Origin of the sequence: Microcoleus sp. AT9b-C3 (assembly GCF_036705485.1) — a bacterium.
GTDB lineage: Bacteria > Cyanobacteriota > Cyanobacteriia > Cyanobacteriales > Microcoleaceae > Microcoleus.
The window spans coordinates 139,797-156,834 of record NZ_JAUBUR010000006.1 but is presented as its reverse complement, the minus strand read 5'-3'; the positions used below and the strand labels follow the sequence as shown (position 1 = coordinate 156,834).

Sequence of the window (17,038 nt, the reverse complement as noted above, 5' to 3'; positions counted from 1 at the left end):
TTACAGATGTTCGATCGAAATGTTGCAGCACCGATATTGTACAGCACTCGCACTCCTTGGGCCGCAAAGTCCGGTAAGGAGAGCTGGCAGTGCGTAATTAATGATTTCCCAGCAGTTAGACAGAATGCTGTCACTTACCCTCTGTCTCAGAGATTATACTTAGCTCAGTTGCGATCGGAGCACATCAATCTACCCATTTCGCTTAACCGATTCCACATTCAGCGCCAATGGCTGTAGACTGTAGAGCAAGCAAATTTTATCACCAAATTATGTCGGGGTGTGTTTCAATAGCTAACTCACCATTCAAAACTATGACATTACGCATCATTCCGCGCAGTTGGCAGCGATCGATTAAAACTCTTTTCCCGCTTCTGTTTGCCCTGTCATTCATTATAGTATTGCTGGCGAACAACTTCATTCCGGCGATCGCCCAGCAACCCCGCCAGGAAATTCGCGGCGTTTGGATGACTACAAATGACAAAGACATCCTCAGAGATAGTCGCAAACTAGGAGATGCTGTCAGCAAACTAAAACGGTTAAATTTTAACACAATCTATCCCGTTGTGTGGAATTCTGGCTATGCAATGTATCCCAGCTATGTAGCACAGCAAAGAGACATTCAACCCTTTGTTTACAGAGGGTTAGACGGACAAGATATGATTGCCGATTTAATTGATAAAGCTCACCGCCAAGGCCTGCTAGTAATTCCTTGGTTTGAGTTTGGTTTCATGGCTCCTCCCACCTCAGAATTAGCATTAAATCATCCCGATTGGCTGACACAAAAACAGGACGGCAGCCAAACATCAACCAGCGCAGGTGGGGAAGTAGTTTGGCTAAATCCCTTTCATCCAGAAGTGCAGAAATTTATTACCGATCTTGTACTAGAAATCACCACTCTATACAACGCCGACGGCATTCAATTTGACGACCACATGAGTTTGCCGTCGGAATTTGGATATGATGACTACACAATTGCTTTGTATACCAAAGAAACCAAAAAAGCGCCGCCCAAAGATTTTCAAAATCCAGCATGGGTGCAGTGGCGAGCCAATAAAATTACCGCTTTTATGTCGCAGCTAAACCAAGCCGTCAAAGCCGTCAAACCAAATGCAATTTTCTCGATTTCTCCCAATTATTACGATTTTGCTTACAAACATCACCTGCAAGATTGGCTGGCTTGGGTGCGTTTGGATATTGCCGACGAGCTAATCGTGCAAGTCTACCGTCCCAATCTAAAATCATTTGTGGACAAAATTAACCGTCCCGAAATGCAAGAAACACAGCAAAAAATTCCCACGGGCATCGGGATTATGACAGGTTTGAGAAATAACCCAGTACCGATTCAGCAAATTAAATCTCAGGTGCAAGCAGTCCAAGGATACGGCTTAGGCGTCGCTTTCTTCTACTACGAAAGCTTGTGGGAATATGCGCCAGAACCCATCGCCCATCGACTTTCTCAATTTAGTGCTTTCTTCCCGTCTTCTGCATTCCGAACAGCACTACAAATACCCAGACGCGCGGCGACTTTCCCTCCGCCTGCGCCACCCAAACCAGACCCGAAAGCTAAGCCAGAGCAACCTACCAAAAACAGCCCACCTTCGCCCTCCCCAACCACGTACAAGATTTAAAGAGTAGGGTGCGCATTGCGCACCTTACCGGGCTCTCAATCATTAATCATTCAATAAAAATGCCAACTAACCAAAAAATTTTACTGCCAAAAATGGGCTGTGGCACTTGGGCCTGGGGCAACAGATTTCTCTGGGGCTACAATGAAAGTATGGACGACGAATTGCAAGCAGTTTTCAATCTTTGTGTGAGTAACGGCGTCACTTTATTCGATACCGGCGACTCTTACGGAACAGGGAAATTAAACGGACGCAGCGAACAGCTTTTGGGGCAGTTTTCTCAACAATATCAAGGTGCAAATAAAGACAGTATTTGTATTGCGACAAAACTGGCTGCTTATCCTTGGAGGCTGACGCGACAATCAATGATATCGGCTTGCAAAGCCTCTGCTGCGCGCCTCGGAAAAAATGTAGATTTGGTACAAATGCACTGGTCTACAGCCAATTACGCTCCTTGGCAAGAGGGGGCTCTTTTAGACGGTTTGGCTGACCTTTACAAGCAAGGATTGGTCAAGGGAGTGGGCTTGTCTAATTACGGGCCGAAACGGCTGAAATGGGTGCATCGGAAATTTAGCGATCGCCAAATTCCTATTGTTACTTTACAAGTCCAATATTCACTACTTTCTACCTATCCGGTGACAGAACTCGGATTGAAAGATGTTTGCGATGAATTGGGGATAAAATTGATTGCTTACAGTCCTCTAGCCTTGGGTTTGCTGACAGGTAAATACTCAGAAAATGGCTCTCTTCCTAAAGGTATCCGAGGTTTGGCGTGCAAGCAGCTACTTCCAGGAATGCGATCGCTTTTGGAGTGTTTGCGAGAAATAGCGGCATTCAGAAACAAGACTGTTTCGCAGGTAGCTATCAACTGGTGCATCTGCAAAGAAACTATTCCGATTCCTGGGGCTAAATCTTCGGCACAGGCGAGGGAAAATATCGGTGCTTTGGGGTGGGAGTTAGACTCGGGCGAGATTGCCGAATTGGATAAAGCGGCGGCGAGTGTAGATAAGAAAATGGTGCAGAATATCTTTCAAACTCGATAATTAGATAGCGGTAAGGTGCGCACTGCGCACCCTACATATAAAGCTAACCGCAAAAATTTTCCACACACCGCACAAACATTTCTACACCCATTCCTAGCGCAGTTTCATCAAAATCAAAACGCGGGTGATGGTGCGGGTAAGCCAAGTTTTTCTCTGGATTGGCTGAGCCCAAAAAGAAATAACAACCGGGAACTTCTTGCAAAAAGAACGACATATCCTCGCCGCCCATTGTTTGACATTCGGGCACGATTCCCGCAGGAGTTTCTACAACCGATTCTGCCACGCCGCGCACCAATTCAGCTATTCTCGAATCATTAATAACTGGCGGATAAAGCGAACAATAATCTAATTGGTAATTTGCCCCGTGACTTTGACAAATTCCGGCAATTACTTGCTCGATTCGCTTGGCAAAATAACCTTGATATGCAGGATTGAAATAGCGCACCGTGCCACCGATTTGAGCGGTGTCGGCAATGACGTTGTGGGTGTGGCCTGCGTGGAATTTGCCAACAGTTACTACCGCTGAGTCGATCGGGTCAATGTTCCGCGCGACAATTGCCTGCAAAGCGCTGACAATTTGGGCTGTAACTACGATCGCATCCACAGTCTGATGTGGCATTCCGCCGTGCCCACCTTGGCCAAAAATCGTGCAGTCAAAAACTTCGACAGCCGCCATCAGCGCGCCGCTGCGGACGCCTACAGTACCCAAAGGTAGATTGTTCCACAAATGCAAGCCGACGATCGCATCAACATCAGGATTCTTCAAAACTCCCGCTTCAATCATCGGTTTTGCCCCTCCTGGCCCTTCTTCAGCGGGCTGAAAGATAAATTTTACCTTACCCGAAAAGCTGTGTTTGTGCTTTGCCAGATAACAAACAGTACCGAGGGCGATCGCAGTGTGGCCGTCGTGACCGCAAGCGTGCATAATTCCATCATGCTGCGATCGATAATCCACCTCATTTTCCTCTTGAATAGGCAAAGCATCCATATCAGCCCGAATTGCCAAAACCCGCCCCGGTTTGCCGCTGTCTATAGTGGCGACAATACCTGTTTTAGCAATATTAGTTTCATGCTCAATTCCCCATTCCTGCAACTTTTGCGAGACAAACTGCGCCGTTAAATTTTCATCAAAACTCAACTCCGGCTTTTGGTGCAAAAGGCGACGCCATTCGACTAGCTGAGGCTGCAAATTTCTAATCTCCAGCCGCAATTGAGATAAATCGACAGACGTTAAATTCGGTAAAGTAGAAACCATGTTTTATTCTCCTTTTTTTTTATTTTATTAGGTTTTAGATTTAATCACTTAATAAATGGTAATCACTAATTATAGCAACTCTAAATAAGTTGTGAAACTCTCTCTTCTCTTTCTCTGCGGTCTCTGCGGTCTCTGCGGTTAAAATAAAATCTTCTTCAATCCTATCCCTGTTGTGCAGGAGATTTTTTTATGAACCGCAGAGGGCGCAGAGTACGCGGAGGAAGAGAAGAATGAGAAAGAGAGGTGTTTAGAATAGGGTTATTTAGAAGTTTGAGCAACTAAATTAACCCCTGGTAGCAACCGCTCTAAATCTAAATCAGAAGCAATTTTAGCTAATTTAGCAAGGTCAGTCGGGTCATCTAAATGCGGCAAAATACCCAACACAGGTATTTGAGTCAGCGACTGGATCAAATCAACGGGCGCTAGATCGGCAATTTCTTCTTCGGAATAAGCTTTAACGCAATTGAGCACAATACCTGTCAGCTTAAAACCAGTGTGTCTGGCGAGAGCAACATTCGCCACAGCTTGCCCGATCGCCCCCAACCTCACAGGTACTACCAAAACCCCTCTCAGCCGCCAATCGCGGGCAATATCGGCCACCGTCAGTTCCCGCGTTACAGGCGATCCCAGCCCTCCCAATGCTTCCACCAATACAAAATCCTTGCGCTCAGAGAGGCTTTGCAGCGCCGTCCAGACCTTTTCTAACTCAATACGTCTCCCCTCCCGTTCGGCCGCAATCGGCGGTGCTAGAGGCGCATCAAAGTGCAGCGGATTGAGTTCTTCGGGGGATTGGTCGAGGGAAAACAAACGGGTGTAGAGTTCGCGATCGCCCGTTCCCGTTTGCATGAGTTTCATAAGTCCCAAACTGCGATCGGGAAAATACATTTGCCAATAAGCAGCCAGAGCGCTGGTCAAAACAGTTTTGCCCGCGTCGGTATCAGTTCCAGTAATTAGCAGCGAGTTCATTGGCAAAAAGCTAACAAATAATTGGCCTCAACCTCAGTTTAGGGGAATTTTGCCAGAAGTTTAGAGTTCTGGCGATGGTGCGGGTGTTGGTGCTGGTTCCGGTTCCGGCGCGGGTTCCGGTTCCGGTTCCGGTGACGGCGCGGGTTCCGGTTCCGGTTCCGGTGACGGTGCGGGTGTTGGGGCCGGTTCCGGCGATGGTGCGGGTGTTGGGGCCGGTTCCGGTGTTGGTGCGGGTGTTGGCGCGGGAGTTGGTGCTGGTGTTGGCGACGGCGCGGGCGTCGGTTTTGGTGCGGGAGTTGGTGCGGGCGTCGGTTTGGGCGCGGGAGTCGGCGCGGGAGTCGGCGCGGGCGTCGGTTTGGGTGTCGGAGTTGGCGCTGGGCTTGGTTCTGGCACAGGTTCTGGCACAGGTTCCGGCACAGGTTCCGGCACAGGTTCCGGCACAGGTTCCGGCACAGGTTCCGGCACAGGTTCTGGCACAGGTTCCGGCACAGGTTCGGGCACAGGTTCCGGCACAGGTTCTGGGCTTGGGGTTGGTAAAGGTTGCGGGGTTGGGGTTGGCAAAGGTAGCGGGTTTGGTATCGGAGTTAGTGTCGGCGTCGGATTTGTAAGTGCTGGCGGTGTCGGAGTGGGTTTGGGGCGGGAATTGTTGAGAAATGAGCCGACTAAAGCCCAGGAACCAAAGCCCGTCAAGATTACTAAGCCCGCCAGCAGACCGATCGCAGCGATGGGATTGTCCCAAAAAGTGTCGCCAGCAGGCTCACTTAACGGGTCTGGCTGGTTTGGCGGGGGGGAACTCTGGGCGACTGGCTCTGGCGGCCTGCCCACGGCCACCGTTGCTATTAGCGAAGGGTTTGTCGGTACCACTGCTGGCGGCGCGGGCGGTACAGTGGGCTGGCTAGGCTTAGGATTAGTTTGGGCGTCGAGTGCTTGGGCGACTTCGCTGACAGATTGATATCGATCGCCCGGAGACCGGCTCAACATCCGATTCAGCACCAAAGCCAAACCCGTGCTCACCTGGACTCGCTGCTGCCAATTCCACTGCAGCGTTGTTTGATCGAGCAATTCCTGCGGTTCTTTGCCTGTCAGCAGGACGATCGCCGTTACAGCTAAAGCGTAGAGGTCGCTGCTGGCAGTTGCCCGCCCGCTGTGCAACTGTTCCATCGGCGCGTAGCCAATTTTACCGACAGTTGTCGCGTGGGCTGTTCCTTCGGGAGACTGGACTTTGGTGGCGAGTTCCTTCACCACTCCAAAGTCAATCAGCACCGGCAACTTGTCATTTTCACGGAGGATGATATTTTCAGGGGAGATGTCCCGGTGGATGATGCCGCGGGCGTGGATGTGAGCGAGTACCGGCAGCATTTGCCGGATAAATACCAAGACTTCGGCTTCGGTGAAGCTGCGACCACTTGAAGTTCGATCGAGCAGCAGTTCGCGGTAAGTCATCCCTTCCACGTAATCCTGCACTAAAAACAAACGCTGGTTCTCTTCAAATATTGCCCGAAACTGGGGAATTTGTGGGTGCCCAATTTGGTAAAGTATTGCCGCCTCTCTTTGAAACAATTCCTTCGATTTTTCCAAAACGTAAGGCCCGCTTTGCACCGGAATCAATTCCTTCAGGGCGCAGCGTTCTTGAAACCGCCCCAAATCTTCTACTAAATAAGTCCGGCCAAATCCTCCTTGACCTAAAATATTCACCAAGCGGTAGCGGTTTTGTAGGAGAGTTCCAATAGCAATAGGTGGCTGCATAAGTTTAAGTAGAAACTGTTAAAAAATAGACGATCGCTCACAGACTTAGTAATGCTATGTCTTTAATGCTCTTGAGCATACTTCACTATCTGTAGTCCCCAGTCCCGACCAAAGTTAGTATTTTACATTTTTTTGACATTCTTGGACGCCAGGATGGTCAGAAACCGAGTTTTTTCACGAAAATACACAGGTTGCAACCCGCATATCCGATCGAAAACCCGGTTTCTGCGTCAATATCTCACGGGAGAAATGCACGATTTTTCGTAGAAACCGGGTTTTTTGGCCTTAGCCCTAATAAATTGTCGTCCCTCGGCCTAAGCCATACATCTCTATAAAGCTTGAGATTATTTATGGGAGATGTCAACTGTCAACTGTCAACTGTTAAGCTTTGCTTTCACCATGTCTTGAATTCTGTTACCGTCTGCTTTGCCTTTAAGCTGCTGCATTGCCTTGCCCATCACCTTGCCCATATCTTTTGCAGAAGTAGCGCCAACCGAAGCAATCACTTCGTCAACGACTTGACTCACCTCTTCGTCTGACATCTGCGGCGGCAAATACTCTTCAACAATTGCCAACTCCGCCTCCTCTTGTGCCACTAAATCTTCGCGGCCACCTTTGCGGTATTGTTCGATCGAATCCCGGCGCTGTTTGGCTATTTGCATCAAAATTTCCATTTCTTGAGCTTCTGTCAGCGTCTCTTGGCCGGAGGGACGAAGGCTGACTTCTTTTTCGAGAATAAATTTCTTGATGCCGCGAACTGTTTCCAAGCGAACTTTGTCCTTGGACTTCATGGCTGCTTTGATTTCTTCGTCAATGCGTTCTCTTAAGCTCATCGATTTCTACCTTGCTTTGCCCGATATCAAAAATCTGGAGTATGCTCCGATTCTTAACTTTTTTTACAGTATTTTTCCAGTTTATTGCCTGGTGGTGGCTTTTTTATCGCATTGAACCCGGATGCCTTCGGCCTTCGACTGAATTTGGGGTGGCTGCACTTCCAGCCTCGGCCCCAAATTGACTCACGCCAGAACTTTTAGACGCAGGGGCACAAGTGCGATCGTACTTCTGCCAGTACAGAGTTCGCTAGAACCCCCATTCCGCACCCTGGGCTGTCACACAGCATAATTACGCAGAATGCTCTATCTTTACAGTAATAAATTATGCCTTTAAAAAGTAATTTATCCGTTAATGTACGGTATTCTAGTATAACTTATAGTTTTATAGGTGGATAAAAATAAGTAAAAACCGATTGTGACCGTTGAGGGTGCCGAAAGAGGGCTAGAAACCCGGTTTCTCGGACATATTTCTGCAAGTCCTATTCAATTCGCCTAACTTCACACTTGTGGCCGCCCCGAATGTTAAATCTATTAAAAAATTGGCTGAATATTTCTAGTTTCAGATGGTAAGATAGCGATGGAATAAACGTCCTGCAAGAGGCCTGCTGTGATCCGTTCTGCTACTTTACCGCTTCCGCTTCCCGATCCGCCGGTTTCCGCTCATGACCGTCTGCGGCTGTTCTCCGGTTCTGCTAATATTCCCCTCGCCCAAGAGGTGGCTCGCTATCTGGGGATCGATTTGGGGCCGATGGTTCGCAAGCGGTTTGCTGATGGGGAACTCTACGTTCAAATTCAAGAATCGATTCGGGGTTGCGATGTTTACTTGATTCAGCCAACTTGCTGTCCGGTAAACGATCGCCTCATGGAATTGTTAATTATGATCGATGCTTGTCGCCGCGCTTCGGCCAGACAAATTACTGCCGTCATCCCCTATTACGGATATGCTAGGGCTGACCGCAAAACGGCCGGAAGAGAGTCGATTACTGCAAAATTAGTGGCTAATTTGATTACGGAAGCTGGGGCCGGTCGCATTTTGGCGATGGATTTGCACTCAGCTCAGATTCAAGGTTATTTTGACATTCCTTTCGATCACGTTTACGGTTCGCCGGTGCTTTTGGATTATCTGGCGAGCAAGCAATTGACGGATATTGTTGTGGTTTCGCCGGATGTTGGCGGAGTCGCTAGGGCGAGAGCTTTTGCCAAAAAACTTGGTGATGCTCCCCTGGCAATTATTGACAAGCGCCGCCAAGCTCACAACGTGGCAGAAGTGATGAACCTCATCGGTGATGTCAGGGGCAAAACTGCTGTGTTGGTGGACGACATGATCGATACTGCCGGCACGATTTCTGAAGGTGCCCGATTGTTGCGCCGCGAGGGTGCGAGGCAGGTTTATGCTTGTGCTACTCATGCGGTGTTTTCGCCTCCGGCGATCGAGCGTTTGTCTAGCGGGGTTTTGGAAGAGGTAATTGTTACGAATACAATTCCTGTGCCGGAAGAGAACCGTTTTCAGCAGTTGACGGTGCTTTCGGTAGCCAATTTGCTCGGAGAAACTATTTGGCGGATTCACGAAGATAGTTCTGTTAGCAGTATGTTCCGCTAGAGGGCAAAAACACTTTTTGAATGTTTGTTTTAGGGTGCGTTAACAAGAGTGTAACGCACCGTTTTTTTTGTGAATAGTGCGATCGTTTCCCGCAAGTAATCAGCCCAGGCGCATCTAAATTTTACTGTCAACTTCCCTTAAATTCTTGGGGAGTGGGCGTCCCGCCCGCCCGGAAAATACAATTTAGAGGTCGAACAGCTTATCAAGTTTCTCGCTAAAATAACGGTTATAACTTTTTAGGGAGGACTCAAGTCCTCATAAAATTCGCTCGGACTTGAGTTTTCACTACGAACCAATGTGACGATCGGCGATCGATCGCACTTGGTACCACCGGAACAAGAGATGCTAAAATTCTATCTTGTTGTCTGAAGAGGGCGAATTTTTTATATTCTAGATAAGTCTCATCACAATAAGGGGCCAATAGGGAAAAATCATGAAACATTCACTTGTACGAACAGTGGCCGCACTGGCAGGTTCAGCAATTTTAACACTTGGCGCGATGGGTTCGGCTAAAGCATTTACATTTGACGAAACCGACATTAACCAAGACCGAGTAATTGTCATCGCCCAACCCCGCCCTTACGGCGGCTACCAATTGTTAATTGTAGAACAAGTATCTGACAAGCGAAAATGCTGGAGCGAAAGTGGCTCTAATCCCGTGAAAGTCGATCCATTATTAGTTAGTTTTGATTTCACCGGTATTTGTGGCCGCGCAACAGACAGCAACGGCTTTTCAATTCGCATGGCAGGCACTGATTTAGCATTAAAATACACCCTAAGTTTGGAAATGGTTGATGGCAATGTTCTTCTAATGGGAAGTCCGGTAGATTACCAAGGTAAATCGGTGATTATAGGTCGCACAAACGGCGATGTTAACGACTTCATGAAAATCAGTCTCGATCCTGCTTGGCGCTTGAGTAAAAGAGCTTATCAAGGCCGCACATTAGGTCACTTTTATTTCACTACCAATCAACCCGCGCCGGAAGAAATTGGCAATACCGGAAGCAATACCGGAGGCAATACCGAAGTAACACCGCAGGCAATACCGCAGCCCATACCAATACCAATACCAATACCGCAGCCAATACCGCAGCCATCACCGCAGCCCATACCGCAGGAAATACCAATACCGCAGCCCATACCGCAGGAAATACCAATACCGTAGGCCATACTCGCTTTTCTACAATTCGGAGATAGCTACCAATGATATCTACGCTTCGGAAATTAAAGAAGTTGTGGGCCTTGGGTTTGTAGCCCGGTTTTCTCAAAATAATGCTTTGCGGCCGCAACTTGCTGTTACCAGAGAGCAATTGATATCTTTAGTTTGGAAATCTTTGAAAGGAATACAAGGTGCTAATATCACCTTTCCTAGTAATGTTTCTATCCGTCCACTTAGCGACGTTGATATTTTCCGCTGGAGTGCCGGAAAACTTCTATTGGCGCGGAACAACAAGATAGTTAGCTACTATCAAGATAGAACTTTTAAATCTACCCAGCCCGTCACTCGCGCTGAATTGATGGCGGTGCTGCCAAGAGCGGCGGAATTTGGCTTGTCGGCGGGAAAGCAGCCGAATTTAGTTGTTAAAGAGCCGTCTAAAACTTTAACTTTTTCAGACACTCAGAATTATTGGGCTGCGTCTATTATTACTCAACTGTCTGCTTATTGTTCTGTTGCTGCCGCTATTAACGAAATTGGCGATCGGTTTGCTTTCGATGATTCTGCAAAGCGGAATTATGCGGTGGTGGCTACTTGGCGGATGCTGAAATGCGTTAAGGCTCAGTAGTAAAAAGTAGATACCAGACAACTTTGGCGAAGTCTGGTATCGGAGTATTCTGTTTCTTTTACTTAATTTTTTACGCGACGCCGTAGTCAGTATACGGCCGTTTGTATGGCGGTTGCAATCCCAAAATAATATCCTCTCTCGGTACTCCCATTGCAACTAATTCCTCCGCAGGATTTTCCTCGGTCAAATTTTGTTGAAGCCAGATTTTTCCATCTTTGATGTCAATGTGAATAATGGTTTGATAAATCCGGGTTAAGTGTTCCCAGCCGACATTCATCCACTGATAATGATCTCGCTCTGTGTCTAAAATTAGTTGCACTTCGACTTCATCATCGGAAACATCATCTTCGGCATAACGGCTCATTAATGTCTGAACGTACTGACGATATTGAGCTAGTTTGTCCATTGTACAATTACCTCATTTGTTGCATCGTATACGATTAGCAATACCTGCTACTGTTGTACCGCAGCTTGAGTAAACTCAGACTGAAAAAATGTTCTATACACGTCAATTGGTACTGCCAAGTATAATTTCCGATTAGGTTCAACAGATCCCAGCCCTAGCCGATAACTGAGAAATTGTCCCAATGCAGCATAAAAGTCTGTAATTACAGAAGGATTGAGGAAGCTTTTGATTTCGACTGCAATTTTCTCCCCCCCTCGCTCCGCTGCCACTAACCTTTCGGCTCCCAAATCAACCTGAAATTTAACATTGCCAAACTTAAACCTTAGTGGATCGGCAGTAATCACCCACTATTCTTTTTGAAGGGCTCGCTTTACGGATTCGTGGAAAGTATCTTTGGCAGACACAGACAAATTCTCAGCGCGACTGCAAATAACTATTAATTATACCGAAATCGCGGTATATTGTCAATCGGTACCATCCTAATTTTCTAAATAGTTTTAATTTTTAAGTCGTTCGGGAGTGTAGTGCTTATCATATCGTTTTCTTGGTTTTCTTCTTAGATGGCTTTTTAGGAGTTTTCTCGACGGGGATTGTCTCGGATTCTTGCTGTGCGAGGTCTGGGGTTACTTTACACAAGTCGTTCAAGGAAAGTTTTTGCTGGGATTCAAGTTCGTTTAGCAAGTTTGATGCGGTTTCTAATATTTGCTTCCCCTGTCTGGCTTGAATAGTAGTTTTATTTTCGATCGCATCTAGCAACACAAAAATCGAGACTGTTTGCCAAATATCTAAATCGTCGCCGACGACATCGCAAGCAGAGACAATTTTGCCGTTTTGTGGGGCATGAATTCCTAAGCCGGAATCTTGAATTAACGGCTGGATTTCTGCTAGACTTAAATTCGCAAGGTCGCTAATTTTATGTTCGAGGGATACTAAATCTGCTAAATCTGGCAAGTTGACCGATTCTGCGGCTAAAGCATCGAATTTAAAGGTAAGAGTTTGATTCAGCGGATCGGAAATGGCATAAATTGATTGAATTTGCGATCGACTAACTGCACCTTTCTCGAAAAAATCTCTACCTTGCGGGGCGATCGCAATTTGCCCATTTTCCGCCACCTCCAAGCTTTCCAAACTAACCAGCGTCGCCGCCGTAGTCTTCACAAAAATCTCGTCCAACCCCAGCAAATCCGCCAATTCCTTCAAAGTTGGCGCAGGTTCAAACTCAACGCCCGCCCGCAAAATGAACTCTTCCAACACGTTAAACTCGCGCGGTTCGCTAATCGTCACCTCCAGCGGAGTTTGGCGGATTGCAAAGCGGAATTGACGCGCCGCCAACACTGACAAACCCGGATTTTGTTGCTCAATCTGTTCGGCTAGCGAACTTAAATTCGAGTCTATTGGTTTAGTTGAGGACGCTAGAAACATCTACAAAACCTCCGCAGTGACGTACCGTTTTTGAAACTTCCTGATACATTTTTCCCACTGTACCTGTTTGTTGAGTAAATAAATCGTGGCAGCCGACAACTACCAGCAATTCTTGAGCGCGGGAAAATGCCACATTCACCCGTTCCGGTTCCTTAGCAAATCCAATATCGCCCCTAACATTATTGCACACGGTGCTGACAATAATTACAGGTCTTTCCATGCCTTGAAATATGTCAACCGTACCAGTGCGGATGCTCAAAGCAGGGAATCTTTCGCCTTCGATTCTGTCTTTAATAGCATTTAATTGAGCCGCATAAAAAGTGATAATTCCGATTTCTTTCGGTGGTTCACCGTCGGCAACTTTGGGCCGCCAAGCTGTCTCCATTTGTTCGCACAAACGCTCGATCACATCAATCTCCTTGACATTCAACCGTGAAGTGCCCTGTTTTTCCTCTTCAAATCCTTGTCCGATGGGCGTTTTCACCCACAGAATGTGATTATTTTCTTGAATGATTCTACCTGCCAGGTTGTGGGCGCGCTTGGCGTCAGCTTCCTGAATGCCACAGTTGAGTTTTTGCTGGTAAAACTGATTGATTGCGCCCATAATTTGTGGGTGCATTCGATACTGAGTTGTCAGCATTTTTTTGATGCTGTCGCTGGCATTTTCAAACAAAACTTTGAACAGCGATTCTTTGATAAAGCTAAGTTCGTCTCCGGTACAGCCGATGTCTTCGGCAATATCGTCGATCGTACTTTGATTAAACATCGGCGGCAATTGCCTGTGATCGCCCACTAATACTAACTTTCTGCCTTTCAAAGCGGGAATTAATAACTCTGGGGGAGTGCATTTGCTAACTTCGTCAATGATGACTGCATCAAAGCTGGGAAAGTTTTTAGTAAAATCGAAACTAGCAGCCTGCACGCAAGTAATGCCGATCACGTTGGCATTGTCAATATAAATTTGCTTTAAATCGTTGCGATCTTTTTCTGAGGGATTGCGGAGTTTTTGAATCCAATCAGTCACAAACGTTTGAGAACGATTTAGGGCTGTTTCTTCTTGTTCTAATTTCCGCTGCCAAGTTTTGAATAAACGCTTAATTTTGTTTAAAAAAGCTACGGTGAATAATCCTGTATTCGGAACTTCGGGCTGATATTGAGTCGGGATCGTTTGCCATGCTGACTCCCACCAATTTCTCTCAAACAGTAATGCTGCTGTCGGTTGCTGCTGTTGCAGTTGAGCGGTAATTTCCCTCAATTCTGTTTGAAGTTCGGCGAGTTGTTGCTGCAAAGTTGCAGCCGCAGTTTGTAGCGGAGATAGATGCTCGTCAAGAGTCTTTTTGATTGTCTCCAAAACCCCAAAAGGGTCTATGTCAGCCAGGGATCTTTCAAGCTGAATCGTGGTTGCTTTCCAAGCCTCAACTTGCTTGACAAACTGCTGCGGTTGCTCCCAAATATTCGATTTTTGGGCGAGATATTGTTCGGATAAAATCCGCAATTTTTCAGGTACATTTGGCTGTTGGACAATTGCTTGCAACAAATTAGTAACTTCGCTAATTTTTAAGTTAGCCTCTTGCTGCGCTGTTTCTACCTGAAGTTTAGCGGCGGATATTTGCTGCTGGTTTAAGGTTTGACCGATTTTATCTAATAACTGTTGCTGTTTGATAAGCTGCTGTTCGGTTTCGGTTTTCAGGGGAACCACGCACTGACGCGCATTTGCGAGGATACTGTGCAGCAATTCTTTGACTAGGCGATCGAAGGTAGCCTGGATATGATTTGGATGCAAGGATTCACTATAAAATTGTTGAATGCTGCCTAAGAAAGTGCGAGCTTTTTCGATGATAAATTTGCGCTGACTTTGGCTGACTTGGGAGTAGCTGGCGAAGTCTTTGGCGAGTTGCTGCCACTGTGTACGATCGCCCGCAGAGAGCACGATCGGCGTTTGACTCAAATTTAGGTGCAGAAACTCGCTAAACCGGAACTGTTGCCCTTGTATGTCCTTAAAACCTGCGCTTTCTTCGTGGGATATTGCCTTTTGCAACCGATCCAAATCGGGCAAATTGATTTTGCATTTGGGAGGCACGATCGGCAATTTGAGCGATCGGGCAATTTTCAGCAATCCTGCGGGCAATCCTACCATATCATCCGTGAGCATTGCGCCCGTTTCCCAGCAAGATTTTACGACTTCATAGAGTCCCGTATCCGCTGTCTCAATCCACTGTGCAACGGCGACGACAACGGCTGCAATTTCCGCTTTTCGCAGTTCCAAATTCTTGATTTTCTGTTCCAGATTGTGGCGGTGTGTCTGATTTTGTCGATCGCCCAATTCGAGTTGATTCACAGCCTCAGACATCTGCCGCGACACCCGCAACGACTCCGCAACCGCCGACATAGCGTGACAAACATCATCAGCGCGATCGAATGCCGTCTTAAATTCCGATATTTGCGCTGCTACAGTTTCCTGCAGCCAAACCCCAATCCCAAACGCGCCGCAAGCAGGGCGATCGAAGCCGATTTGAGTAGCATAGCTGGCGGCAATGCGAACATTTGCCATAAAGTTTTCTACTAAAACATTGCCTTCTGAATAGGGTTTTAGTCTGGGCATAAAATCGGCAACTTCTGGAGATTCCCAATTGACATTAGGCGAATCCAGCAGATTTTCCAACCCACTAACTAGAGATTCAATCTCGCTTTTTTTGGTTAAAATCAGTTCATAATCTGCTGCTTGCTGGTTGCACTTTTCCTCAAGATTGGCTTTACTGTCGTGCAGGTGTTTTAGTCCATTGAAAAAATCTCTCTCGGCGGCACAGTAGGCGGTAAATCGGTCGGATTCTGCCACCAACTGCCGCAAAGATTTGACATTATTCAGGCGCTGCGAGAGCTTTTCTTCGCAGTCAGTCGCCGTATTTTGCAGCCAAGTGCCGATCGCATTTTCCTCTAAAAACGGCTGCCCTTCTTCCTGCACCTTATGAGCTTTTCCCTTCCGCAAAGCCCGAATCGCCGGATTGTGAACTAACCGACTCAAAGCATTGTCTACAGCCAAATTTGCTTGCGAAGCAATGAGCGTTTTGCCACCCTGACGGGCAATTTGATAGCAAATCTCCGCAATCACAGTCGTTTTTCCAGTTCCCGGCGGGCCTTGAATCAAAATTAAATCCCGCGCCGAAAGCACCGTTTCTACGGCTGCAAGTTGGTCGTCATTAGCATTGCGATTTAATAAGTTTTCCCGCTCCAATTTAATCAGTTTTTCTGGCATTCTCGCCTGAGAAGAGTCGAATAAAAACTCACTCAAATAGGGATTTTGAGCCCGACCATCGGTCAGCATTTTTAAAGCTTTCTTCTTGCGTTCAATCTGACTGATATCGCCCGCCGCCTCAAAATACAAGAATCCTTGTTTGGGCATTTGATATCTGCCGCCCGCCATGCGAGATCCTAAATCAACATCTAACTTAATCCGTAATTTACCATGTTCAAAGTCAATTTCAGCGATGCTACCCAATGTCTCTCCATCGCGGCTGCTTCTGCTTCCGGGCGGCGAATCAAATAGGATAATTTCTTCATTTCTGGCTTTTTTTAGCCTGTCGCGAAAGTCGCTCACTTCTAAGGGATTTTCCTCGTAGCCGTCAAGAGTTGCGGAATTACGCTCGATTTCAAAAGTGACGATTTTGAAGCCGGAACCGTAATTATGACCGCGAAAAGGCACGCAAAATTGACGCGCTTCCGCGATGCGTTTTTCCACATTTAAAAAAGTGTGCCAAACTTTTAGTTGTTCGGTAGTTGGTATGTGTCTGTCGTCCCAAAATGGCATTTGTTGGACGCGGGCGATCGACTTTACAGGAATTGGCGATCGATTATTAGCCAAAAGTCGCAACTGCACCGGCAAAGCATACCCATCTTTCCTCCCTCTGGGAACCGCCACCAAACCAGCATCCAGCAGTTTTAACCCGCCAATTCCGTCTTCACAGCGTACAGTTGCTAACAACCGCAAAGTGCGATCGGCTTTTTGCAACAATTGAGGTAATTCAAAATCATCTCCATCCGTAGCAAGCAACAATTCCCAGATTTCTTCTTCGGAATATCTCTCATTTACCTTTTGGCGGCGCACGTAGAACAGATTGTGGGATTTCCCGGCTATCTCCGACATCAGAATTTCCGCACGTTCTTTGCATTCCCAATCGCAATATTTCCCTAAAGCTGCTTCCCCTTCTACATCCCGAATAAACTTATTAATTGTGCGATCGCCACTAAATTTATATCCCCAATCTTCTGTTACTAAAGATGGCATATTTTGATTTTAGATTTTAGATTTTAGATTGGATTTAAGATTAGCACATTGGAACTTGTGACGACAGAACCGCGAC

At 46.9% G+C, this 17,038-nt stretch carries 14 protein-coding genes; 6 read left to right on the top strand and 8 right to left on the bottom strand.

All coding sequences use genetic code 11. The features are described 5' to 3' along the window. The first annotated feature begins 6 nt into the window (after positions 1-6). From QUB77_RS08075 to QUB77_RS08065, 3 genes are read left to right on the top strand one after another with little or no spacing between them, the layout of a single operon-like run. A complete protein-coding gene (locus QUB77_RS08075) occupies positions 7-237 on the top strand; it encodes a hypothetical protein (RefSeq protein ID WP_333171114.1) in 231 nt (76 codons plus the stop codon). Further along, positions 228-1,628, top strand: a complete 1,401-nt coding sequence (locus QUB77_RS08070; RefSeq protein WP_333171111.1) for a glycoside hydrolase family 10 protein — start codon at positions 228-230, stop codon at positions 1,626-1,628. Before QUB77_RS08075 ends, QUB77_RS08070 begins: the two co-directional genes overlap by 10 nt. Before the next feature lie 59 nt (positions 1,629-1,687). Then, the gene (locus QUB77_RS08065; RefSeq protein ID WP_333171109.1) at positions 1,688-2,668 is read left to right on the top strand and encodes an aldo/keto reductase; all 981 of its coding nucleotides are present in this window, start codon (positions 1,688-1,690) and stop codon (positions 2,666-2,668) included. A 43-nt stretch (positions 2,669-2,711) separates the two neighbouring features. Here the strand turns inward: QUB77_RS08065 and QUB77_RS08060 are convergent, their stop codons facing one another. The 4 genes from QUB77_RS08060 to QUB77_RS08045 form a co-directional block, all read right to left on the bottom strand. Next, positions 2,712-3,923, bottom strand: a complete 1,212-nt coding sequence (locus QUB77_RS08060) for a M20 family metallopeptidase (protein WP_333171107.1) — start codon at positions 3,921-3,923, stop codon at positions 2,712-2,714. Between the two features lie 258 nt (positions 3,924-4,181). Further along, positions 4,182-4,889: a dethiobiotin synthase gene (gene bioD / locus QUB77_RS08055; protein ID WP_333171104.1), complete on the bottom strand. Its 708-nt coding sequence runs from the start codon at positions 4,887-4,889 to the stop codon at positions 4,182-4,184. 60 nt (positions 4,890-4,949) lie between these two features. Then, the gene (locus QUB77_RS08050) at positions 4,950-6,635 is read right to left on the bottom strand and encodes a serine/threonine-protein kinase (protein ID WP_333171102.1); all 1,686 of its coding nucleotides are present in this window, start codon (positions 6,633-6,635) and stop codon (positions 4,950-4,952) included. Between the two features lie 374 nt (positions 6,636-7,009). After that, positions 7,010-7,468, bottom strand: coding sequence for a GatB/YqeY domain-containing protein (locus QUB77_RS08045; RefSeq protein ID WP_006635515.1), 459 nt, complete (start codon positions 7,466-7,468; stop codon positions 7,010-7,012). Between the two features lie 607 nt (positions 7,469-8,075). Between QUB77_RS08045 and QUB77_RS08040 the strand changes: the two genes are divergently transcribed. The 3 genes from QUB77_RS08040 (at position 8,076) to QUB77_RS08030 (ending at position 10,852) form a co-directional block, all read left to right on the top strand. After that, positions 8,076-9,068, top strand: coding sequence for a ribose-phosphate pyrophosphokinase (locus QUB77_RS08040; RefSeq protein ID WP_333171100.1), 993 nt, complete (start codon positions 8,076-8,078; stop codon positions 9,066-9,068). Between the two features lie 433 nt (positions 9,069-9,501). After that, positions 9,502-10,233: a DUF3747 domain-containing protein gene (locus QUB77_RS08035; protein ID WP_333171098.1), complete on the top strand. Its 732-nt coding sequence runs from the start codon at positions 9,502-9,504 to the stop codon at positions 10,231-10,233. Positions 10,234-10,303: 70 nt separating this feature from the next. After that, positions 10,304-10,852: a hypothetical protein gene (locus QUB77_RS08030; RefSeq protein ID WP_445251700.1), complete on the top strand. Its 549-nt coding sequence runs from the start codon at positions 10,304-10,306 to the stop codon at positions 10,850-10,852. Between the two features lie 70 nt (positions 10,853-10,922). Here the strand turns inward: QUB77_RS08030 and QUB77_RS08025 are convergent, their stop codons facing one another. The 4 genes from QUB77_RS08025 to QUB77_RS08010 all read right to left on the bottom strand — a co-directional run bounded on the left by QUB77_RS08025 (position 10,923) and on the right by QUB77_RS08010 (position 16,962). Further along, entirely contained in the window at positions 10,923-11,258 is a 336-nt protein-coding gene (locus QUB77_RS08025) for a XisI protein (RefSeq protein ID WP_333066553.1), read from the bottom strand. Between the two features lie 47 nt (positions 11,259-11,305). Further along, positions 11,306-11,602 carry an element excision factor XisH family protein gene (locus tag QUB77_RS08020; protein WP_333171096.1) on the bottom strand — a complete coding sequence of 99 codons (297 nt, stop codon included), beginning with the start codon at positions 11,600-11,602 and terminating at the stop codon, positions 11,306-11,308. A 187-nt stretch (positions 11,603-11,789) separates the two neighbouring features. Next, entirely contained in the window at positions 11,790-12,680 is an 891-nt protein-coding gene (locus tag QUB77_RS08015; RefSeq protein WP_333171094.1) for a hypothetical protein, read from the bottom strand. Further along, complete coding sequence (locus QUB77_RS08010; RefSeq protein WP_333171092.1) at positions 12,658-16,962, bottom strand: AAA domain-containing protein; 4,305 nt, start codon at positions 16,960-16,962, stop codon at positions 12,658-12,660. The genes QUB77_RS08015 and QUB77_RS08010 overlap by 23 nt, the downstream gene beginning before the upstream one ends. Between the last annotated feature and the right edge of the window lie 76 nt (positions 16,963-17,038).